Origin of the sequence: Streptosporangium longisporum (genome assembly GCF_039534895.1) — a bacterium.
Taxonomy (GTDB): Bacteria; Actinomycetota; Actinomycetes; order Streptosporangiales; family Streptosporangiaceae; genus Streptosporangium; species Streptosporangium longisporum.
The window spans coordinates 477521-498043 of the sequence record NZ_BAAAWD010000015.1 but is presented as its reverse complement, the minus strand read 5'-3'; the positions used below and the strand labels follow the sequence as shown (position 1 = coordinate 498043).

19 protein-coding genes are annotated in these 20523 nt (G+C 72.7%); 14 read left to right on the top strand and 5 right to left on the bottom strand.

What is annotated here, in order from left to right; genetic code table 11:
• Positions 1-23: 23 nt before the first annotated feature.
• From ABD832_RS28600 to ABD832_RS28570, 7 genes are all read left to right on the top strand, one after another.
• Positions 24-1586, top strand: a complete 1563-nt coding sequence (locus tag ABD832_RS28600) for a PucR family transcriptional regulator (RefSeq protein ID WP_344900872.1) — start codon at positions 24-26, stop codon at positions 1584-1586.
• A gap of 20 nt (positions 1587-1606) precedes the next feature.
• Positions 1607-1828 (top strand): RNA-binding S4 domain-containing protein, encoded by a 222-nt coding sequence (locus ABD832_RS28595; protein ID WP_344900870.1) that lies wholly within the window; start codon positions 1607-1609, stop codon positions 1826-1828.
• Positions 1829-2017: 189 nt separating this feature from the next.
• Positions 2018-3412 carry a uracil-xanthine permease family protein gene (locus tag ABD832_RS28590; RefSeq protein ID WP_344900868.1) on the top strand — a complete coding sequence of 465 codons (1395 nt, stop codon included), beginning with the start codon at positions 2018-2020 and terminating at the stop codon, positions 3410-3412.
• Positions 3409-4278, top strand: a complete 870-nt coding sequence (locus ABD832_RS28585; RefSeq protein ID WP_344900866.1) for an FAD binding domain-containing protein — start codon at positions 3409-3411, stop codon at positions 4276-4278. Before ABD832_RS28590 ends, ABD832_RS28585 begins: the two co-directional genes overlap by 4 nt.
• The gene (locus tag ABD832_RS28580) at positions 4271-4804 is read left to right on the top strand and encodes a (2Fe-2S)-binding protein (protein WP_344900864.1); all 534 of its coding nucleotides are present in this window, start codon (positions 4271-4273) and stop codon (positions 4802-4804) included. Before ABD832_RS28585 ends, ABD832_RS28580 begins: the two co-directional genes overlap by 8 nt.
• Positions 4801-7191 carry an aerobic carbon-monoxide dehydrogenase large subunit gene (gene cutA, locus ABD832_RS28575; RefSeq protein ID WP_344900862.1) on the top strand — a complete coding sequence of 797 codons (2391 nt, stop codon included), beginning with the start codon at positions 4801-4803 and terminating at the stop codon, positions 7189-7191. The genes ABD832_RS28580 and cutA overlap by 4 nt, the downstream gene beginning before the upstream one ends.
• A gap of 106 nt (positions 7192-7297) precedes the next feature.
• Positions 7298-7882, top strand: a complete 585-nt coding sequence (locus ABD832_RS28570) for a DUF3995 domain-containing protein (RefSeq protein ID WP_344900860.1) — start codon at positions 7298-7300, stop codon at positions 7880-7882.
• A 65-nt stretch (positions 7883-7947) separates the two neighbouring features.
• Here ABD832_RS28570 and ABD832_RS28565 read toward each other — a convergent pair whose 3' ends face one another.
• Positions 7948-8661, bottom strand: a complete 714-nt coding sequence (locus ABD832_RS28565; RefSeq protein WP_344900858.1) for an HAD family hydrolase — start codon at positions 8659-8661, stop codon at positions 7948-7950.
• Positions 8662-8870: 209 nt separating this feature from the next.
• On the opposite strand from ABD832_RS28565, the gene ABD832_RS28560 reads away from it, so the two are divergent.
• From ABD832_RS28560 to ABD832_RS28540, 5 genes are all read left to right on the top strand, one after another.
• Complete coding sequence (locus tag ABD832_RS28560; protein ID WP_344900856.1) at positions 8871-9290, top strand: PPOX class F420-dependent oxidoreductase; 420 nt, start codon at positions 8871-8873, stop codon at positions 9288-9290.
• Positions 9291-9597: 307 nt separating this feature from the next.
• The gene (locus ABD832_RS28555; protein WP_344900854.1) at positions 9598-10437 is read left to right on the top strand and encodes an SAM-dependent methyltransferase; all 840 of its coding nucleotides are present in this window, start codon (positions 9598-9600) and stop codon (positions 10435-10437) included.
• A 189-nt stretch (positions 10438-10626) separates the two neighbouring features.
• Positions 10627-11439, top strand: coding sequence for a hypothetical protein (locus tag ABD832_RS28550; protein WP_344900852.1), 813 nt, complete (start codon positions 10627-10629; stop codon positions 11437-11439).
• A 61-nt stretch (positions 11440-11500) separates the two neighbouring features.
• Positions 11501-12631 carry a sensor histidine kinase gene (locus ABD832_RS28545; RefSeq protein ID WP_344900850.1) on the top strand — a complete coding sequence of 377 codons (1131 nt, stop codon included), beginning with the start codon at positions 11501-11503 and terminating at the stop codon, positions 12629-12631.
• Positions 12628-13281: a response regulator gene (locus ABD832_RS28540; RefSeq protein ID WP_344900848.1), complete on the top strand. Its 654-nt coding sequence runs from the start codon at positions 12628-12630 to the stop codon at positions 13279-13281. Before ABD832_RS28545 ends, ABD832_RS28540 begins: the two co-directional genes overlap by 4 nt.
• A 61-nt stretch (positions 13282-13342) precedes the next feature.
• Here ABD832_RS28540 and ABD832_RS28535 read toward each other — a convergent pair whose 3' ends face one another.
• Positions 13343-14062 carry a polyamine aminopropyltransferase gene (locus ABD832_RS28535; RefSeq protein WP_344900846.1) on the bottom strand — a complete coding sequence of 240 codons (720 nt, stop codon included), beginning with the start codon at positions 14060-14062 and terminating at the stop codon, positions 13343-13345.
• A 219-nt stretch (positions 14063-14281) separates the two neighbouring features.
• Positions 14282-14893, bottom strand: coding sequence for a MarR family winged helix-turn-helix transcriptional regulator (locus tag ABD832_RS28530; protein ID WP_344901779.1), 612 nt, complete (start codon positions 14891-14893; stop codon positions 14282-14284).
• A gap of 133 nt (positions 14894-15026) precedes the next feature.
• Here ABD832_RS28530 and ABD832_RS28525 point away from each other — a divergent pair, with 133 nt between their 5' ends.
• A complete protein-coding gene (locus ABD832_RS28525) occupies positions 15027-16775 on the top strand; it encodes an LLM class flavin-dependent oxidoreductase (RefSeq protein WP_344900844.1) in 1749 nt (582 codons plus the stop codon).
• A 130-nt stretch (positions 16776-16905) separates the two neighbouring features.
• Here the strand turns inward: ABD832_RS28525 and cydB are convergent, their stop codons facing one another.
• Positions 16906-17847, bottom strand: a complete 942-nt coding sequence (cydB, locus tag ABD832_RS28520) for a cytochrome d ubiquinol oxidase subunit II (protein ID WP_344900843.1) — start codon at positions 17845-17847, stop codon at positions 16906-16908.
• Between the two features lie 17 nt (positions 17848-17864).
• Entirely contained in the window at positions 17865-19313 is a 1449-nt protein-coding gene (locus ABD832_RS28515) for a cytochrome ubiquinol oxidase subunit I (protein WP_344900841.1), read from the bottom strand.
• Between the two features lie 537 nt (positions 19314-19850).
• Here ABD832_RS28515 and ABD832_RS28510 point away from each other — a divergent pair.
• Positions 19851-20384: a hypothetical protein gene (locus tag ABD832_RS28510; RefSeq protein WP_344900839.1), complete on the top strand. Its 534-nt coding sequence runs from the start codon at positions 19851-19853 to the stop codon at positions 20382-20384.
• Positions 20385-20523 lie beyond the last annotated feature (139 nt).

Sequence of the window (20523 nt, the reverse complement as noted above, 5' to 3'; positions counted from 1 at the left end):
GGTCCATCAGTCACAATCACCTCATGGAACCTCCCGTGCGGCCGGCGAGTACCGGAACGATCATTCACGGCGTCGCCGTCGGCGAGGTCCTCGGAGTGTCGACGCTGGCCGGTGCCCGGCTGATCGCGGGGGAGCGGGGGCTGGACCGCGTTGTGCAGCGGCTCAACGTGATGGAGGTGCCCGACGTCCTGGCCTGGGTCAAGCCGCACGAGCTGCTGCTGACCACCGGCTACCCGCTGCGCAACACCCCGCAGTCGCTGGGCCGGCTGGTGGCCGACCTGGACGAGCGGGGCCTGGCCGCGCTGGCCGTCAAGCTCGGCCGCTACCTCGACGAGCTCCCCGAGGAGATGGTCGAGCAGGCCGACCGGCTGGGATTCCCGCTGATCCAGCTCCCCGACGACGTCGGCTTCGACGACATCCTCAACCAGGTCCTCACCGACATCCTCAACCGCCAGGCCGCCGCCCTGGCCAGGGCCGAGGAGGCGCACCGGGCACTGGTCCAGGTGGTCCTCGCCGGAGGCGGGCTGCGCGAGGTCACCGCCGAGGTGGCCGGGCTGCTGGACGTGGGCGTGGCCGTCCTGGACGGGACCGGCCACGTGCTGGCCGCCGCCGGGCCCGCCGAGCACGTGGCCGTGCTGCGCGCCGCCCCCGAGGGACGCCACACCTCCGTACCGGTCGTGGCGGGCGGGCACCACCACGGCAGGATCGTCGCCTGCGGCCCGGTCGGGTCCATCGCCGAGAGCGACGTCGGCATTCTGGAACGTGCCGCCACGGTCGCCGCCCTGGTGGTGACCCGGCAGGAGGCGGTCAACGCCGTCGAGAGCAAGTACCGCGCCGACTTCCTGCGCGACGTGCTCACCGGCCGGGCGGGCGGCTCCGACCGGGTGGCCTCCCGGGCCCGGGCCTTCGGCTGGGACCTGCAGCGCCCGGTCACCGTGCTGGTGGCCGAGCTCGACCCCGAGGGCGACGAGCGCGTCGCCCAGGACCGCCTGGTCACCTGCTGGACCGGGGCGATGCGCCGCCACGACGCGCGCGGCGCGGTGGCGGGCTTCTCGCACGAGGTGGTCACCATCGTGGACGCGGGCGTCGACGCCGGACGCCTGGCCAAGGACGCCGCCGCCGCCTTCGCCGAGTCCCTGCCCGCCACCTTCTCCACCGGCGCCAGCCGCACCGCCGTCGGGGCCGAGGCGCTGCCGGAGGCGTACGGGCAGGCGCTCAAGGCGGCGCGGGTGGGCCGCCAGCTGCACGGCCACGGCGCGGTCGCCCACTTCGACCAGCTCGGCGTCTACCGGCTGCTGTCCCTGGTCAGCGACACCGCCGAGCTGCACGCCTTCGTCCGGGAGACCCTGGGCCCGCTCGCCTCCGACGACGACGCCGAGAACTCCGACCTGCGCCGCACCCTGCAGGTGCTGCTGGAGACCAACCTCAACGTGGCCGAGACCGCGCGCAGGCTGCACTTCCACTACAACACGCTGCGCTACCGGATCGGCAAGCTGGAACGCATGCTCGGCGGGTTCACCGAGGACGCCCACCTGCGGCTGAACCTGACCCTGGCGTTGCACGTCCTGCGGATGCGCGGGATCTGACGGGATCTAAGCTGTTCGGCGTGAACGAGACCTTCGCCCTGGAGACCGAGTACATCCCGCTGTGCGACCTGCTCAAGTACTGCGGCGTCACCGAGACCGGCGGTCAGGCCAAGCACTTCATCGCCGACGGCAACGTGCTGGTGGACGGTGAGGTGGAGCTCCGCAAGACCTGCAAGATCCGCGGCGGCCAGGTGGTGAGCGGCGACGGCTTCGAGATCCGGGTGGAGGGTGCCGGGGGCTGAACCCGCCCCTCACCGGCCCCGGTGGCCGGTGTGCGCGAGCCGTCCACTGGTCGGCCGCCCAGATTTGGCAGATCATGACGGTGTACGGGTATGACGTCGGTCCTAATGTGCCCGCAACGGTTGTGAGGGAATCGCCGGAGGATGCCCGCGGGGGCCGCCGACCGACGGCCCGGTGAAAGGTGAGGCTCGATGGTTGTTCCACGTTGGACCAGGCACGGCGACGGCAGGACGCTGGCCCCCGGAGAGGTGGTCGGTCCCTCCGAGCGGCTGTCGTGGCCGCGGATGGTGGGCTTCGGGGCGCAGCACGTCGTCGCGATGTTCGGCGCCACGTTCGTCTTCCCCCTGGTGATGGGGCTCGACCCCAACGTCGCCATCATGTTCTCCGGCATCGGAACGATCATGTTCCTGCTCATCGTGAAGGGGAAGGTCCCCAGCTACCTGGGCACCAGCGCCTCCTTCGTGGGCGGCGTGCTCGCCATCCGGGGGCTCTTCGGCGGTGACACCCCCGCCTCCGACGCGATCGTCACCGGCGCCATCCTGGTCGCCGGACTGGTCCTCGCGCTGGTGGGCCTGGCCGTGCACTTCCTGGGCGTGCAGGTGATCAACCGGGTCTTCCCGCCGGTCGTCACCGGCGCCGTCGTCATGCTGATCGGCTTCGGCCTGGCGTACGTGGTCGCCGACGTCTACTGGCCGCAGGACCAGTGGATCGCGCTGATCACGATGGTGGTGACGTTCGTCCTCATCGTGGCCTTCAGGGGCTTCATCGGCCGGATCGGCATCCTGCTCGGCCTGATCGCCGGCTTCCTGCTCTCCTGGGTGGCCGACCGGCTCTTCGGGAACATCACCGCCTTCAACGCGGGCACCGGCGCGGTCGACACCCACCCGCGGGTGAGCTTCGACGCGGTGGCCACGGCCGACTGGATCGGCCTGCCGGACATGCACTTCCCCGACGTCAGGTTCTCCGCCGTGCTGCTGGTGCTGCCGGCCGTGATCGCGCTGGTCGCCGAGAACGTCGGCCACGTCAAGGCCGTCGGCGAGATGACCGGCACCGACGTCGACCCGTACATGGGCCGGGCGATCATCGCCGACGGCGCCGCCACCGCGGTCGCCAGCGGCTTCGGCGGCTCGCCGACCACCACCTACGCCGAGAACATCGGCGTCATGGCCGCCACCCGCGTGTACTCCACGGCCGCGTACTACATCGCCGCGATCATCGCGATCCTGTTCGGCCTCTGCCCCAAGTTCGGCGCGCTGGTCGCGGCCACCCCCGGTGGCGTGCTCGGCGGCATCACCGTCATCCTGTACGGCATGATCGGCCTGCTCGGCGCCAGGATCTGGATCGAGAACCGGGTCGACTTCTCCGACCCGGTCAACCTCGTCCCGGTCGGGGCGGGCATCATCCTGGCCATCGGCCCGGTCAAGCACATGATCGGCTCGAACTTCACGCTGGAGGGCATCGCCCTCGGCACCATCGTGGTGGTGGCCGGCTACCACCTGCTCCGGGTCATCGCGGGCCGCGGCACGGGAGCCGGAGGCGCCGCCGGCCCGGGGGCGTCCGAACCACGACGAGAGGCCACCGGGTGAAACCAGCCCCCTTCGAGTACCACGCCCCCCGCTCCCTCGCCGAGGCGCTGCAGACCCTCGACGACGCCGGAACGGGGGGCAAGGTGCTCGCCGGAGGACAGAGCCTCATCCCGCTGCTGAACATGCGGCTGGCCGCCCCGGCGCACCTGGTCGACATCAACCGGCTGGACGCCCTGGCGGCCGTCGACGTCGAGGCGGGCGGCGTCCGGGTCGGCGCCCTGGCCCGGCACGCCCAGGTGGAGCGCTCCGCCCCGGTCGCCGCCGCCCAGCCCCTGCTGCGCCGGGCACTGCGCCTGGTGGCCCACCCGGTGATCCGCAACCGGGGCACCGTGGTCGGCAGCCTGGCCCACGCCGACCCCGCCGCCGAGCTGCCCGCCGTGCTCAGGCTGCTGGGCGGATCGGTACGCCTGGCCCGGACCGGCGCCGTCCGGGACGTGCCCGCCGCCGCCTTCTTCACCGGCCCCCTGGAGTCGGCGATCGAGCCGGGCGAGCTGGCCGTCTCCGCGTTCTTCCCGGCACCGCCCCCGCGCTCGGGCACCGCGTTCCACGAGCTGGCCCGCAGGCACGGCGACTACGCGCTGGCCGGCATCGCGGCCCTGGTCGTCCTGGACGACGAGGGCCGGATCGCCTCGGCCACGGTCGCGGGCGTGAGCCTGGGCCCGGTCCCCGTCCTGCTCGACGTCACCGAGGCCCTCGGAGGGAAGCCCGCCGACTCCGCGGACTGGGCCTCGGCGGCCCGCGCCGTACGGGACGGCATCGACCCGGAGGCCGACATCCACGCCACCGCCGACTACCGGCGCCACCTCGCCGGGGTCCTCGCCGAGCGGGCACTGCGAGACGCCGCCAGGGAGGCCGCCGATGCATGAGATCACGCTGACCGTCAACGGGACCGTCCGGCAGGCCCGGGTCCCGGCCCGGCGGCTGCTGTCGGACTGCCTGCGCCACGACCTGGGCCTGACCGGCACCCACGTCGGCTGCGAGCACGGCGTCTGCGGCTGCTGCACGGTACTGCTGGACGGCGAGCCCGTCCGCTCCTGCCTGACGTTCGCGGTCACCGTGGACGGCCGCGAGATCACCACCGTGGAGGGGCTCGCCGCGCCGGACGGCACGCTCTCCCCGGTGCAGCGGGCCTTCGCCGAGTGCCACGGCCTGCAGTGCGGCTTCTGCACCCCCGGATTCCTGTGCACGGTCACCGCGCTGCTGCGGGAGAACCCGGCGCCGACCCGGCAGGAGGTGGTGGAGGGCGTCTCCGGCAACCTCTGCCGGTGCACGGGCTACCAGAACATCGTCGCCTCCGTCCACCGTGCCGCCGAGATCATGGCCGAGGAGTCCCCGACGTCCGAGCAGACCGGGGAGAACGAGGAGAACGAGGGGCGGGTGCGGCGGTCGTGACCACGAAACTGTTCGGCGAGCCGGTCAGGCGGCGCGAGGACCCCCGGCTGCTGACCGGCCAGGGCCGCTACGTCGACGACCTGGGCGCGGGATCGCTGGAGGCGGCCTTCGTCCGCTCCCCGTACGCGCACGCCCGGATCCGCGACATCGACGTCTCGGCCGCCGTCGAGGTCGACGGGCTGGTGGCGATCTACACCTGGGAGGACCTGCCCGGCGCGCTCGCCCAGCCGCTCCCGCTGCTCATCCCGCACCCGGCGCTGACCCACGGCCGCACCGCGTACCCGCTGGCCCGGGAGATCGTCAGGCACGTCGGCGAGCCCGTCGTGATGGTCGTCGCCCGCGACCGCTACCTCGCCGAGGACGCCTGCGCGCTCATCGAGGTCGACTACGAGGTCCTCGCGCCGGTGGTCGGCGTGGAGGAGGCGATCGCCTCCGACCGGCTCGTCCACGCCGACGTGCCCGGCAACGTCGGCGCCCACCTGGTGCAGGAGGTGCCCTCGGCGGACGGCCTGGGAGCGCGCCAGGCGATCGACGCCGCCCCGCACACGCTCTCCTTCCGGCTCGACATCGAGCGCAGCGCCTCCATGCCGCTGGAGGGACGCGGCGTGCACGCCCGCTGGGACGCCGACGACCGCTCGCTGCGCGTCCACTCCAGCACCCAGACCTCCACCAGCGTCCGGATGGCCATCGCCGCCAAGCTCGGCCTGCCGCTGCCCCAGGTCGAGGTCATCGCCCCCGACGTGGGCGGCGGCTTCGGCGTGAAGATCATGCACCCCTGGCCCGAGGAGGTCCTCGTGCCGTGGGCGGCGATCACCCTCGGTCACGAGGTCAAGTGGACCGAGGACCGGCGCGAGCACTTCGTCTCCTCGGCCCACGAACGCGCCCAGGTGCAGACCGTCCGGGTCGGATTCGACGACGAGGGACGCGTCCTGGGCCTGGACGTGGAGATCCTGCACGACCACGGCGCCTACACGCCGTACGGGATCATCGTGCCGATCATCACCGCCACCCAGCTCCTGGGCCCCTACCGGATCGGCGCCTACCGGGTCGAGTTCTCCTCGGTCTACACCAACACCGTGCAGGTCACCCCGTACCGGGGGGCGGGCCGCCCGCAGGGGGTCTTCTGCATGGAGCGGACCATGGACCACATCGCCGAGTACCTGGGCGCCGACCGCACCGCGGTGCGCGCCGCCAACTTCATCCAGCCCGACGAGTTCCCCTACGACCAGGGCCTGATCTTCCAGGACGGCCGCCCGCTCATCTACGACAGCGGCGACTACCCCGAGTCGCTGCGGATGCTCAAGGAACTGATCGGCTGGGACGCCTTCGGCGAGCTCAAGGCCCGCGCCGCCGCCGAGGGCCGCACCGTCGGCATCGGCATCGGCTGCTACGTCGAGGGCACTGGCGTCGGCCCGTACGAGGGCGGCCACGTCCAGATCACCTCCGACGGCCGGGTGCACGTCTCCACCGGCCTGACCTCCCAGGGCCAGGGCCACGAGACCGTGTTCGCGCAGATCGCCGCCACCGAGCTGGGCGTGCCGATGGAACGCGTCTCGGTCGTCACCGGCGACACCCGCAGGTTCGGGTACGCGGTCGGCACGTTCGCCTCCCGGGCCGCGGTGATGAGCGGCAACGCGATCGCGCTGGCCTGCCGCAAGGTCAGGGAGAAGGCGCTGCGGATCGCCGCGGACGCGCTGGAGGCCGACCCCCGCGACCTGGAGATCGTCGACGGCGAGGTGCGGGTGGCCGGGTCCCCGGGCGCGGCGATCCCGCTGTCGACCGTGGCGGTGCTGTCGAACCCGCTGCGCTACGCCTTCGACGAGGAGGCGGCCAGGGCCACCCAGTTCGCGGGCGCGTCGTCGTTCGACCGGCCGCCGGTGGCCGAGGGGGAGGAGCCGGGGCTGGAGGGCCGCGACTACTACTCGCCGATCCGCTCCACGTTCGCCTCCGGCATGCACGCGGCCATCGTGGAGACCGACCCGCTGACCGCGGAGATCCGCATCCTGCGCTACGCGGTCGTGCACGACTGCGGCAACCTGATCAACCCGATGATCGTCGAGGGCCAGATCCACGGCGGGGTCGCCCAGGGGGTCGGCGGTGCCCTGTACGAGAAGATGGTCTACGACGGCCACGGCCAGCTGCTGAACGCCTCCTTCATGGACTTCCTGATGCCGTACGCCACCGAGGTGCCCGTCGTCGAGACCGCGCACCTGGAGACCCCGTCCCCGCTCAACCCGCTGGGCATCAAGGGGGCGGGGGAGGCCGGGGTCATCCCGGTCTCCGCGGTGATCGCCTCGGCGATCGAGGACGCGGAGGGCATCAGGATCGACAGGATGCCGATCTCCCCGTCGGACCTGTTCGCCCTGCGCGGTACCGCTTCCGGCTGACCCGTGGACCCGACGGGGGCCGGGACGCGCCGGGCCTCCACCCCCGGGTGATGTCCCGCACGGGGGGACGTTCGTCTCTTTTTTGTGGTTCGGCACAATCGGCGGTGTGAATCTACGTCTGAACGACACGAGGCACCGCGCCCGGTGGCCCGGTCTCGCCGCCGCCGTGTGGGGTTTCGTGTTCGCCGTCCCGAGCTTCTACTGGGCCATGGGCGGCATGGGCGGTGTCGAGTCCACCATCTCGCCGCAGCTGGTCGAGCTGGCGCGGCGGCAGGACCCCGGCCTGATCGCGGTGGTGTGGGCGACCGGCGTGCTCAAGGTCGTCGGCGGGGTGCTGGGCCTGGCCCTGGTACGCCGCCGCCCGTGGGGGCGCACCGCGAACTGCCTCCTGCAGCTGATGGCGTGGGGTGCGGGGGTGCTGCTGGCCTGGCACGGAGCGCTGTTCGTCGTGCAGGGGCTGCTCGTCCAGGCGGGCCTGATCGAGGTGAACCCGGAGTCGGTGCCGGTCCTTCGCTGGTACACCTACCTGTGGGGACCCTGGTTCGTGGCCGGAGGGGTCGCCTTCATGCTCGCCGCGCGCGCTCACCTGGGGACGGTGGCCGACCGCCGGTACCCCCGGATGGCGGGGGTGGCCGGCGGGCTCGGCGCGCTGGTCCTCTCCGTGGTGGCGCTGGTGACGGGAATCGGGTGACCCGCTCGGGGCCGCCGGACCGCCCTTCGCCGACCATGGACGGTGACCCCCGGTGCCGAAGGGACTCACCCCAGGAGAAGGGTCGTCAGCTCGGCCAGATCACCGACCGTCACCTCGGATGGGTCGGAGGACGGCCGGTGAGCACCGTGGCGGTTCACCCAGGCGGTGTCCATCCCGGCCCGCCGGGCGGCGTCCACGTCCTCGACGGGATCGTCGCCCGTGTGCAGCACCTCGGCGGGCCCGAGCCCCATCCGGGCCGCGGCGTGAAGGTAGATCCCCGGATCGGGCTTGTACAGGCCGCACTCGGCGGAGACGACGACCGTGTCGAAGACGCCGTCGAGACCGACCCGATGGGGACGGGTGTTGCCGTTGGTGACGAGGGCGAGCCGGTACCGGGTGCCCAGCGTGGCGAGCGCGCCGGGCACCTCCTGGTAGGTCCGCAGCCGCTCCCACCGCGCCCGCATGTACGTCTCGTACGCCTCCCGGGCAAGCCCTGCGTCGGAGATCCCGCACTCGGCGACGGCCCGCCGGAAGGAGGCGAGACGGATGCTCTCCATGGTCCGCCCCCGGTACTCCTCACGCCCGGCGACGTGATCGCGGACCTCGCGCAGCCAGCCGGCGGTCACCGGCCCGCCGGGCCGGAGGGCGCCCGCGTCGCGAAGGAGACGGGCCGCGTCCTCCAGGGCCTGCCGCATCGCGGAGTCGAAGTCCCACAGCGTGCCGTCACCGTCGAACGAGAGAGCGCGGTAGGAACGCCGCGTCCCGGATCCTGACGTCATGGGGCGACTCCATCACGGAAAAGGAGGGCGCGTACCGGGAACCTCCGGGCGCGTGTCGTCCGCGGTCGTCCGTGACGCGATCCCCGGGACGGTTTCCCGTGCGGAGGGTCGCCGATCGTCACGGACGGTGATATGGCACGGTGAGAACACGTCTCATGAAGCGCCCGCGTCCCCTGGCGGCGAGGGCGCCGCGCAGAACAGGAGAGGCCATGTCGAAGCCGCCGCTTCCTCAGGAAGCAGTCGCCATGCTCAGGAAGCCGAACCCCGCCGTCATCACGACGCTGCGTTCCGACGGCCAGCCCGTGTCCACCGCCACCTGGTACCTCTGGGACGACGGCCGGATCCTGGTCAACATGGACGGGGCCCGCAAGCGGCTGGACCACATCCGCAACGACCCCCGGGTCACCCTGACCGTGCTCGCCGAGGGGGACTGGTACACGCACGTCAGCATCATCGGACACGTCGCCGAGACGCGTGACGACGAGGGGCTGACCGACATCGACCGGCTGGCCCGGCACTACCTCGGGAACGACTACCCGCGCCGGGACCGCGCGCGGGTCAGCGCCTGGATCGAGATCGACCGCTGGCACGGCTGGGGCAGCCTCAAGGACAACGACCAGGTCGGCTGACGCCCGTACGCGTCCGGGTGGACGGGAGGCCCGGAGCGATGCCGGGAGAGGAATGAATCTACATTGTAAAGGGCCCGGGTCGGTGCGAGAAACGAGGACCGCAGCCGTGCTCGTTCTCCTCCGTCGGAAATGGTGAAACCGTCTCTGCGGAAAGCGGAAAAGGAGGCCGTGGAAAGGCCGAAATCAGGGCGGGAGAATGGCGTCGAAGTAGTCGTTGACAGCCTGACGGCTTCTCACGATCATGGAAGGATTGTCCGAGGCTCCGTACCGGGCGCCTTTCTCCTTTTCCCAGAGGACGTGAGATCTCGTGGACGACGAAAAGGCGCCCGCCGCCTCCCTCGACCCGGCGGCGCTGGGCGTCGACCCGGACGTCCCCAGCGTCGCCCGGATCTACGACTACTACCTCGGAGGCAGGGAGAACTTTCCCAGCGACCGCGCGAAGGCGCAGGAGATGATCCGCCTCGCTCCCGGCACGATGGAGGCCGCACGGGAGAATCGCGCCTTTCTCGGCCGGGTCGTGCGCACCCTGGCTGCGGAGGGCGTACGGCAGTTCATCGACATCGGCGCCGGTCTGCCCACCCAGGAGAACGTGCACCAGATCGCCCGGCGGATCGACCCCGCCAGCCGTACCGTCTACGTCGACTTCGATCCCGCCGTTCTGGTCCACGCCCGGGCGCTTCTGACGGGGACGGACGACGCCATCGTCGTCGAGGGGGACGCGCGGCACCCGGCTGCCATCTTCGACGACCCGGCACTGAGGGCACATGTCGACCTGACGCGGCCGGTCGCGGTGTTGCTGATCGCCCTGACGCATTTCCTGTCCGACGAGCACGCCGATGCCCTCGTCGGCCACGTGCGCCGGTCGGTGCCCTCCGGCAGTTACATGGCGATCACCCAGATGTTCCCCGGCGACCATCCTCCCGAGTACGTCAAGGAGGCCGCGGCCGTCTACTCCGGCACCAACACCGGAGGCGTGGTGGGGCGCGGCCGCGCGCACATCGCGTCCTGGTTCGACGGCATGGAGCTGCTGGAGCCGGGAGTCGCCCGGGTCGAGTCCTGGCGTCCCCCGGCGCGGGAGGGCGGGCCGGCCGGGGAGGCCGACGAGGGGGCGCCGGGCATCCTCGGAGCCGTCGGACGGATCCCCTGACCTCGTCCCGCGGAAGCGGCCGGGCACCCCGCCCGGACCTCTGCCGAAGAACCCGGTCCCCTGCCGAAGGACCCGGACCCCTGCCGAGGACCCGGACCCCTGTCGAAGATCCGGACCCCTACCAAAGAGACGCCCGCCGTATCCATCGGACGATGTGAGGACGCCCACCGTTGATCCAGGGTGGGCGCCATGTCACGACCGGACTCGGCCGCCCGCCCGGGCGGCACCTGGAGAACCCCCGCCTTCGTCCACCACAACGCCTGGTTCCCGGGACGCCTCGTCGGGGGAGCGGCGCTCGTCCTGGCGCCCCCGGTGTGGTCCGCCGGGCTGCTTTTGCGCCACCTGGCGCCGGGGGCGGCGGGTCTGTCGCCCGCGCAGCTGGAGGAGTTCGGCAGGCGGCCGTTCGCCGCGCCCGCGCAGCTGGCCGCGTACGCGGAGAGTCCCGCGACGGTCACCGCCGGGTACGCGTGTTTCCTCCTGGGCGTCATCCTGCTCTGTCCGGCCGTCGTCACGCTCGCCCGGATCGTCGCCGCGAGGGCCCCGCACTCCGCCATGGTGGGCGGCACCCTGATGGTCGGCGGTCTCTTCGCGCGCGTGTACTGGGCGGGTGTCGACCAGACCGCCTTCCAGCTCACCGGCCGGCTGGGCCTCGAACCGGTGACCGCGGCCGTGATGGACACGTACGTGGCCGTCTCCTACGGGCCGTGGACGATCATGGCCGCGGCGGCCCTGGGCCTGTACGCCGGGACGCTCGTGCTGGCCGTCGGTGCCTTCCGGTCGGGCACGTTCGGCACGGGACGTCTCCTGCTGTTCCTGTGGCCCGGGATCATGTGGACCGGTGTGCTCAAGGAGAGCTCGTTCCTCGACGCCGTCGCGGCGGGCGGGCTCTGCGTGGTGCTGGTGCCGCTCGGGGTCCGGGTGCTGCGCGGCACCGTCCCCGAGCTGCGGGCCGAGCCGCTGCCCGACCCCGGCCGCAGGCCGCTGCGGCCGTTGAGCTGGTGAACCGGTGGGCCGGTGGGCTGGTGGGCCGCGCGTACCGGCCGCCGCTGTCTAGGCTGACCGGGTGAGAGCCGAGGGGGTACGCGATCGCCTGACGGTGGCGGCGCTTCCCGTCGCCGCCTTCTGCGCCGCCTTCGTGCCGGACCCGAGGCCCTACGCCCTCTTCGGCCTCGCGGCGGTGCCCGCGTACCTGCAGGGAGTCGTGGTCGGGCTGGTGGCCGCCGCCACGGCGTGGACGTCACCGCGACGGCACGGGCCGCTGCTGCTCCTGGTGGCCGTCGACTCGGTGGTGCGCTCGCCGGGGTTCCTGCTGTCGGTGGCGTCCTACCTGGTGGCGACCACGTGGCGGCGGCCCTCGCACCTGGCGTCGTTCGCGGTGGCCGCGAGCCTCCTGGCGGCGCTGCCCAGGCCCGGCGCCGACCTCCTCTCCTCCCTGGGCGGCGCGCCGCTGTTCGTCTGGTTCCCGCTGGCGATCGGGCTGTGGACGCAGGCGCGCCGCCAGGTGGTGGCCGGGCTGCGTGAGCGGGCCGACCGGCTGGAGCGGGAGCAGGCCGAGCGCGCAGCGCGGGCCCGCGCGCAGGAACGCGCCCGTATCGCGCGGGACATGCACGACGTGGTGGCGCACCGGGTGTCGCTCATGGTCCTGCGGGCGGGAGCGCTGGAGATCGGCGCCGTGGACGCGGGGACGGCGGCGGAGGCGGAGCTCATCCGGGTCATGGGCAAGGAGGCCCTCGAACAGCTGCGGGCGGTGCTCGGCGTCCTCACCGACGCTTCCCGGGACCGGGCCGGGATCGGGGAGGAGGCCCTCGGGCCCGGGGCGACGCCGGCCGACCTCGACCGGTTGCTCGACCGGTCGAGATCCGCCGGGGTCCCGGTGGAACGGCGCGACGAGGGGACGGTACGGGAGGTGCCCGTCATCGTGCGGCACGCGGTCTACCGGGTGGTGCAGGAGGCCCTCACCAACGTCCACAAGCACGCGGGCACGGCCGCCACCCTGGTCGTGCTGCGCTACCTGCCCTCGGCGCTGGAGGTCACCGTCGCGAACTCCGCCCCGGTGGACGGCGCGCAGGTCATGCCCGGCAGCGGGCTCGGCCTGATCGGCCTGCGGGAGCGCGTCGAACTGCTCGGCGGCGGGTTCACCGCAGGGCGGGAGGCGGACGGGGGATTCCGCGTGTCCGCGAGGCTGCCGACGTGATCCGGGTGCTCGTCGCCGACGACGAGGCCCTGGTACGGGCCGGGCTGCGCATGATCCTGGAGGTCGCCGGCGACATCGAGGTGGTCGCCGAGGCGCAGGACGGGACCGAGGCGGTGGCCGCGGTCGCGCGCCACCGGCCGGACGTCGTGCTCATGGACGTGCGGATGCCTCGCATGGACGGTGTGGCCGCGCTCAGGGAGATCAACCGGTCTCCGGGCCCGCCGAGGGTGGTGATGCTCACCACCTTCGACCACGACGAGTACGTCCACGCCGCCCTGCGCGCCAGGGCCGCGGGATTCCTGCTCAAGGACACCGCGCCCCGCGACCTGATCGCCGCCGTCCGTGCGGTGGCCGGTGGCGGCGCCATGCTCGCGCCCACGGTGACCAGGCGGATGATCGACGCCTTCGCCGGGCGCCGGGCACCGGACGTCCACGCCGCCCGCGAACGGCTGGCCGTCCTCACCGGGCGCGAACGGCAGGTCGTCCATGCGGTGGCCCGGGGGCTGGCCAACGCCGAGATCGCCCGCGAGCTCGCGATGAGCGAGATCACGGTCAAGGCCCACGTCAGCCGCTCCCTCGCCAAACTCGGGCTGGTCAACCGGGTGCAGATCGCCCTCCTGGTCCGCGACGCCGATCAGGACCCGTTCTGAGACCGGACGTCTCGGACGGGCACGTCACACGCGGCCCGCGGGACGTGCCCGTCCGGGGCCGTCAGGCGGGGGTCGTCGCGACGTAGACGGTGTTGGCCGACTCGCCGCCCGTCAGCGGGTTGGGGAAGGTGACGACGTGAGCGCGTGAGGTCGCGAAGACCTCGGTGAGCACGGCCTCGAACTCCTCCTCCGGCGGGTCGTCCGACCACAGGGCGAAGACGCCGCCCGGGGTCAGGTGCCCGGCGAGCCGGCGCAGGCCCGCCGGGGTGTAGAGGGCGGCGTGGCTCGGATGCAGCACGTTGCGCGGGGTGTGGTCGATGTCCACCAGGACGGCGTGGAAGCGCCGTCCCGGCGTCTCGGGGTCCAGTCCGGCGTCGGTGGAGACCATCGCGAAGAAGTCGCCGCGGACCAGGCGGCAGCGGGGGTCGGCCATCAGCCGGGTGCCGACCGGCAGCAGTTCCCGCTCGTGCCACTCGATCACCTCTCCGAGCGTGTCCAGCACGACGAGCGAGCGCACCCGGGCGTCCTCCAGCACGGCCTGGGCGGTGTACCCGAGCCCGAGCCCGCCCACCGCGACGTCGAGGCCGGTCCCCGCCAGCGCGGCCAGCCCGAGCCGGGCGAGCTCGATCTCGGCCACCGTGAACAGGCTCGACATGAGGAAGTCGTCGTCGAGCTTGATCTCGTAGACGTCGACGCCCAGCGTGGGCTCACGCCTGCGCCGCAGGCTGATGTCACCGATCGGCGTCGGACGCCAGTCGAGCTCCTCGAAACGCGCGCTCATCGCATCCGTCCGTTTTCGTCGTGGTCGATCTGGTACGTGCCGGGTGGCGGTCCGGCTCCGCGCCCGTCCGGCGCGGGCAGGACCGCTCCGGGATCCGTCATGGAGAGCATCCCGCACTTCACCGGCCCCGCGGGCCTGCTCGGGGTCTCATGGCAGGCCGCTCAGACCACTCAGGCCGCCGCCCCCGCCACCCGGCCCGAAGGCCCGCCGCCCGGCGGCTCAGCGCCGGGGGGAGCGGCGCGGCCTGGAGGGGCCGCCGTCAGGAACACGGTCCGGGACGCCGTCCGGGACGCCGTCCGGAACATCGTCGGGGGTCAGCTCCTGGACGATCCGGCAGGGGCCGTTCGCCGGGTCCAGGGCGTCGGTCCCGGCGGCCAGCCTGCGCAGCAGCTCCCGGAACACCGGGCGGTCGGCCGGGTCCAGCGGGGACAGGACGTGCTCCTCGGCGTGCTCCAGCCCGGTCTGCGCGTCGGCCCAGACCGCCCTGCCCCGCTCGGTGGCCACGACGCGCTTGTTGCGCCGGTCGGCGGGGTCGGGGCGGCGCTCGACCAGACCGGCCTTCTCCAGGTCGTCGAGCAGGTACGTCATGACGGTCTTGTCGACGCCGAGCCGCTGGGCGAGCGCTCCCTGGCCGCCGGGCAGGCCCTGGGTCGCCGCGGCGAGCACCTGGTACCCGCGCGGGCCGCCGGGGAGGTGGTCGACCAGTGCGTTCACCGTCCTGACGTAGGAGCGGAAGACCACCCCGAGCGTCCAGCCCAGGTCACCGTCCAGGGCCTCGGCGGTCTCCGCGCCGGGACGCGGGGTCACGGGCGGGCCGGGTACGGCGGGCATGGCGGGCACACGGCCAGGCTAGCAGAATCCACGGTTCCAGAGACCTTCTGTTTGACAATTCATCTGCTTTACATACGATCTGTCGCACGACGTGTCGCGATCCGCGCACCCAGGACGACGTACCAGGAGAGACATGGCCGACCACGGGCACGAGCTGTTGTTCGGGACCTTCCTGACGCCGGTGGCCGCGGAGGCCGACAGGGTCGTCGCGCTCGCCCTGCTCACTGAGCAGACCGGGCTGGACCTGGTGACCGTGCAGGACCACCCGTACCAGGCGCGCTTCCTCGACACCTGGACGCTGCTGTCGGTCATCGCCGCGCGCACCTCCACGGTGCGGGTGTCGCCGAACGTGGCGAACCTTCCCCTGCGCCCGCCCGCGGTGCTGGCCCGCAGCGTCGCGACCCTGGACATCCTCAGCGGCGGACGCGTCGAGCTCGGGCTCGGCGCGGGGGCCTTCTGGGACGGCATCGCCGCCCTGGGCGGCCCCCGGCTGACCGCGGCCGAGGGGGTCGGCGCGCTGGAGGAGGGCATCCGGGTCATCCGCGCCCTCTGGGCGGAAGGGGGAGCGTCCGTACGGATCGACGGCCGCCACCACCGCGTGCACGGCGCTCATCCCGGCCCGGCGCCCGCCCATGACGTCGGGATCTGGCTGGGGGCCTACAAGCGCCGGATGCTCGGCATCACCGGCAGGCTCGCGGACGGCTGGCTGCCCAGCAGCGCCTACGCCGCCCCGGACACCCTCGCCGACATGAACGCGATCATCGACGAGGCCGCGCTGGCCGCGGGACGCTCGCCCGCGGACGTGCGGCGCCTGTACAACATCTCGGGCGGCTTCAGCGGTTCCGGCAGCACCTTCCTGCGGGGACCGGCGGACGTCTGGGCCGAGCAGCTCGCCGAGCTCACCCTGGAGGAGGGGATGAGCGTCTACATCCTGGCCAGCGACGACCCCGACGACATCCGGCGCTTCGCCGCCGAGGTCGTCCCGGCCGTACGAGAGCTCGTGGAGGCCGAACGCGCGCTCGCGGGCTCGTCCGGGGCGGGCTCGTCCGACGCGGGCGGGTCCGGGGTGGGTGAGTCCGGGGTGTCCGGGGTGTCCGGGGGAGAGGTGTCCGGTGCCGCGGACCGTCCCGGGGTCTCCGGAGCCGCCGGGGCCTCCGGGGCCGTCGCGGTGACGGGTGCGCGGGGTGCGGCCCGCGCCGCGTCGCCCGTCCCCGCGGGGAACGCAGGGAACACCGGGAGCGTGGGGAACACCGGGAGCGTGGGGAACCGGGGGAGTGCGATCCCCGCGCTGGGGGTCACGCCGACCCCGGACGACGGTGTCCGGCTCGCCGACGTGCAGGTCTGGGACGAGTCCACCCGCCCCACCGGCCCCGCCCCCGACCCGGACCGCACGTACACCCCTCGTGAGCAAGCGGCCGGGCGCCACCTCGTCGACGTCCACGACCACCTGCGCCAGGAGCTCGCCGAGGTCCGGAGGCTCGTCGAGCAGGTCACCGACGGTTCCATGGATCCCGGCGCCGCGCGCTCGCACATCAACACGATGACGATGCGGCAGAACAACTGGACGGTCGGCACCTACTGCGAGTCCTACTGCCGCGTCGTCACCACCCACCACACGATCGAGGACCAGAGCCTCTTCCCGGGCCTGCGCCGCGCCGACGCCAGGCTGGTGCCCGTCATCGACCGCCTGGAGCAGGAGCACCATGCCATCCACGACGTCCTCGAGGGCGTGGACCGGGCGCTGGTCGCCTTCGTCGCGGGCCCGGACGGCCGGACGGCCCTGCGGTCGGCCATGGACCTGCTGACCGACACGCTCCTGTCCCACCTGTCCTACGAGGAGAGGGAGCTCGTCGAGCCGCTCGCCCGGCTCGGTATCCTCTGAGACGGCCGGAGCGGGCGACCGGGCCGGCCCGGAGGCAGGGCCGGCCGACGACCCGGACCGATCGGGAAACCGGGCCGGAGCACAGGGACGGTCAGGAACGGAACCGGCCCAGGAACGGGGACGGGGACGGTCAGGACACCTCGGCGGTCAGCCGCTTGCGGAAGACCCAGTACGACCACGCCTGGTAGCCCAGCACGAACGGCAGCGCGATCAGCCCGATCCAGGTCAGCACGCCCAGCGTGTACGGGCCCGAGGCGGCCTCGGCCACGGTGAGACCCGGCAGCGGGGCCGGCCACAGGGCCCCGAACAGCGCGGCGGAGCCCAGCGCGATCGAGGAGGCGGTGGCGGCGAACGCCCAGCCGTCCCGGCCGCGCCAGGTCAGCGCGACCCCGGCGGCCAGGGCCGCCATCGCGACGAGCGCGGCGCCCCACAGCCACGAGGCGGGCTCCGGCGCGGCGCCCTCCGTACCCGCGACGGGGATGTTCGACAGCGCGGCCACCGCGGCGGGCAGGGCGACCGCGGCGGCGACCACGGCGGCGCGCCGGGCGCGGGAGCGGACCGGGCCCGAGGTCTTCAGGGCGACGAACACCGCGCCGTGCAGCAGGCAGAGCGAGAGCGAGAACACCCCGCCGACCATCGCGGCCGTCGCGCTGCCCCGCAGCAGGTCGGCGAAGACGGCGCCCCACAGGAAGGCCGGGAGCGCGCTGCCCACCAGCACGCCCAGGTCGCACCAGGCGCGGTCGGAGGCGTGACGGACCTTGCCGCGCCACTCCAGGCCGACGCCGCGCACGATCAGCCCGCTCAGGATCAGCAGGATCGGCAGGTAGAACGAGCTGAGCATCCCGGCGTACCAGGCGGGGAAGGCGGCGAACATGGCGCCGACCGCGGTGATCAGCCAGACCTCGTTGCCGTCCCAGACCGGGCCGATCGTGCCCAGGACCTGCTTGCGCTCGGCCTCGTTCCCGGCCAGGACCGGCACCAGCATGCCCACGCCGAAGTCGAAGCCCTCCAGCACGAAGTAGCCGGTCCACAGGAACGCGATGACCGCGAACCAGAAGGTGGTGAGTTCCATGTCGTCACCCGTCGTTCTCAGTACATCAGGGTCGGCTGGAGCCGGGCGTCCACGGGCGCGTCGTCGCCGCCGGAGGGCGGGTCGAGCGCGGGGACGGGGACGTCCGGGGCGGCGGGTTCGGGACCCGTCTTGACGTGCCGGACGAGCAGGACGGCCTCGGCGAGCGCGAGGGCGCCGTACAGGGCGGTGAAGACCGTCAGCGAGATCGCCACCTGGGTGAGGCTGACGCCCGGGGAGACGCTCGCGGCGGTGAGCAGCTCGCCCTGGACGGTCCACGGCTGGCGGCCGACCTCGCTGAGCAGCCATCCGGCGATCATCGCGAGGGTGGGCAGCGGCAGCGCGAGCACGCAGGCGCGGGCGAACCAGGCGGGGACCCGGCGGGGCGGGCGGGGGTCGCGGCGGCGTCCCCGTGTCAGCCAGAGGCCGAACACCGACAGGCCCACCGCGGACAGGCCGAACACGATCATCACGCGGAAGGACCAGAAGATCGTCGGCAGGTGGGGCCGGTAGTCGGCGGGGCCGAACCGCTCCTCGAACCGGGCCTGGAGGTCGTCGGTGCCCTGCACCACGGCGTTCGGGTCGTTGGTGGCCAGGAAGCTGAGCAGCAGGGGCACCTCCACGCCGGGGACGATGGAGAACGGCGCGCCGGCGGTGTCCTGCCGCAGCCCCTCGGCCGCGGCGAGCTTCATCGGCTGCTGCTCGTACAGCAGCTTGGCCGACATGTCGCCGCTCCCGGCGACCAGGGCGCCGGCGATCGCCGTCATCACCAGCGCGGCCCGCATCGGGGTCCGCCAGATGCTCGTGCCGTCACCGGAGGCGCGGTGCGGCGCGACGTCGGAGCGCCGCTCCCGCAGCAGGTGGTGGCCGCAGACCGCGAGGACGAAGCCGCCCGCGACCACGAAGGCCGCCGCGATCACGTGCGGTACCTGGGCGAGCGCGGTGGAGTTGGTGAGCACCGCCCACAGGTCGGTCATCCGGGCCCTGCCGTCGACCACCTCGTAGCCGACCGGGTGCTTCATCCAGGCGTTGGCGGCGAGGATGAAGTACGCCGACAGGTTGGACCCGATGACCGCGGCCCAGATGGTGGCCAGGTGGACGCCCCGGGGCAGCCTGTCCCAGCCGAAGATCCACAGGCCGATGAAGGTCGACTCCAGGAAGAACGCGAGCAGGGCCTCCAGGGCCAGCGGGGCGCCGAAGACGTCACCGACGAAGATCGAGTACTCGCTCCAGTTCATGCCGAACTGGAACTCCTGCACGATGCCGGTCACCACGCCCATCGCGAAGTTGATCAGGAAGAGCTTCCCGAAGAACTTGGTGAGTCGGAGGTAGTGCTCCTTGCCCGTGCGGTACCAGGCCGTCTGCAGCCCGGCCACGAAGACGCCCAGGCCGATCGTCAGGGGTACGAACAGAAAGTGGTACACGGTGGTCACCCCGAACTGCCACCGGGCCAGGTCTAGTGCGTCCATCTTCCCCTCGCGGGTCTGAAGCTCTACAAGCGGTAGTGCTACTTCTAGTAGTACTACGAGCTGTAGAGCAAAGGTGCGGGATGGCGCCGCGAGCTGCTGCGATCTTCGTCACATGCCCGGACCGGGACCGCACTTCCCGGACGGGCCAAGATCGCCCCCCTTGCCCGCGGCGCCGGTTCTCCCCTGTCACCCGGGGTTCCCCGCTCTCGCGTTCCCGGCGGGACTGTCGTCCCGCCGGGTGAGGCGCCCCTCCATCACCCTGTGCGGGCGACGGCTCCATGGTGGGGCAGGCGGCCCGGCCGGGGCGTCCCTCTCCGGGGGGATCCCCGGGTACGCCGGTCGGCGGACCCGCGGACGGGCCCCGTCGCCGGGACCGTCACGGGTGACCGCCCCCCGGTAACGGTGTAAACGCCTCGCAAGCACCTCGTAAGCGGCTGTAAGTGGCGATACGGGCGCCTGCAAGCACCGGCCCATAGAAAGGAGTCACTCCAGGGGGAAATCGGCAAAAGCCGGTTCGGGGAGGCAAGAGGAGAAATCATGATCAAGAAGCTGTCCACCGCCCTGCTCGCCACCGCCGCCCTCGGCGCCGTCGCGCTCGCCGCGCCGGCCACCGCGCACGCCGCCACCGCGGCCGCGCCCGTGGCCGCGCCGGCCGCCGTGACCGCCCAGTCCGGCTACGACTACGACTACGACGAGAACTGGGGGCACTACTTCTCGTCCAACCACCGCGCCAAGAGCCGCGGCTGGATCGGCGTCGAGTGGGACCAGCACCAGAAGTGGAACCGGGTGGACGTCAAGGGCAAGCTGTACGACCTCGACCACCGCACGTACAAGCATGGTGGCAAGTGCGCGTACGTGAAGTTCGCGGTCCACCACTTCGGGGACAAGGACCACCAGTGGTACGACGGCAAGTCCTACCGCTACTGCGGCGCGGGCGGCGCCAAGCACTTCGCCTTCAGCAAGCACAAGGTCGACAGTGTCCGCGTCAAGGTCTGCCAGATCGGCCTGCACTCCTCCCACCCCACCCGCTGCGGTGACTGGGAGTACATCTACACCGCCGAGAGCGAGTGACCACAGGTTCCCGGACGGCCCGTCCCCTCGAGGGGGCGGGCCGTCCGTCCGTATGACTAGCCCACCGGGACCCCTTGATCGTAATAGTCATGGGGGTAGGGTCAGCACTACCACGAGCCGGGGTGAGAGCGGGGGTCCG

Bases quoted from the DNA above. Each gene is read 5' to 3' on its own strand.
- ABD832_RS28600 (WP_344900872.1), top strand. From the start codon at position 24: ATGGAACCTCCCGTGCGGCCGGCGAGTACCGGAACGATCATTCACGGC.
- ABD832_RS28535 (WP_344900846.1), bottom strand. From the start codon at position 14,062: ATGAGCGCGCGTTTCGAGGAGCTCGACTGGCGTCCGACGCCGATCGGT.
- ABD832_RS28565 (WP_344900858.1), bottom strand. From the start codon at position 8,661: ATGACGTCAGGATCCGGGACGCGGCGTTCCTACCGCGCTCTCTCGTTC.
- ABD832_RS28550 (WP_344900852.1), top strand. From the start codon at position 10,627: ATGTCACGACCGGACTCGGCCGCCCGCCCGGGCGGCACCTGGAGAACC.
- ABD832_RS28590 (WP_344900868.1), top strand. From the start codon at position 2,018: ATGGTTGTTCCACGTTGGACCAGGCACGGCGACGGCAGGACGCTGGCC.
- ABD832_RS28525 (WP_344900844.1), top strand. From the start codon at position 15,027: ATGGCCGACCACGGGCACGAGCTGTTGTTCGGGACCTTCCTGACGCCG.
- ABD832_RS28510 (WP_344900839.1), top strand. From the start codon at position 19,851: ATGATCAAGAAGCTGTCCACCGCCCTGCTCGCCACCGCCGCCCTCGGC.
- ABD832_RS28560 (WP_344900856.1), top strand. From the start codon at position 8,871: ATGTCGAAGCCGCCGCTTCCTCAGGAAGCAGTCGCCATGCTCAGGAAG.
- cydB (WP_344900843.1), bottom strand. From the start codon at position 17,847: ATGGAACTCACCACCTTCTGGTTCGCGGTCATCGCGTTCCTGTGGACC.
- ABD832_RS28530 (WP_344901779.1), bottom strand. From the start codon at position 14,893: ATGCCCGCCGTACCCGGCCCGCCCGTGACCCCGCGTCCCGGCGCGGAG.
- ABD832_RS28515 (WP_344900841.1), bottom strand. From the start codon at position 19,313: ATGGACGCACTAGACCTGGCCCGGTGGCAGTTCGGGGTGACCACCGTG.
- ABD832_RS28580 (WP_344900864.1), top strand. From the start codon at position 4,271: ATGCATGAGATCACGCTGACCGTCAACGGGACCGTCCGGCAGGCCCGG.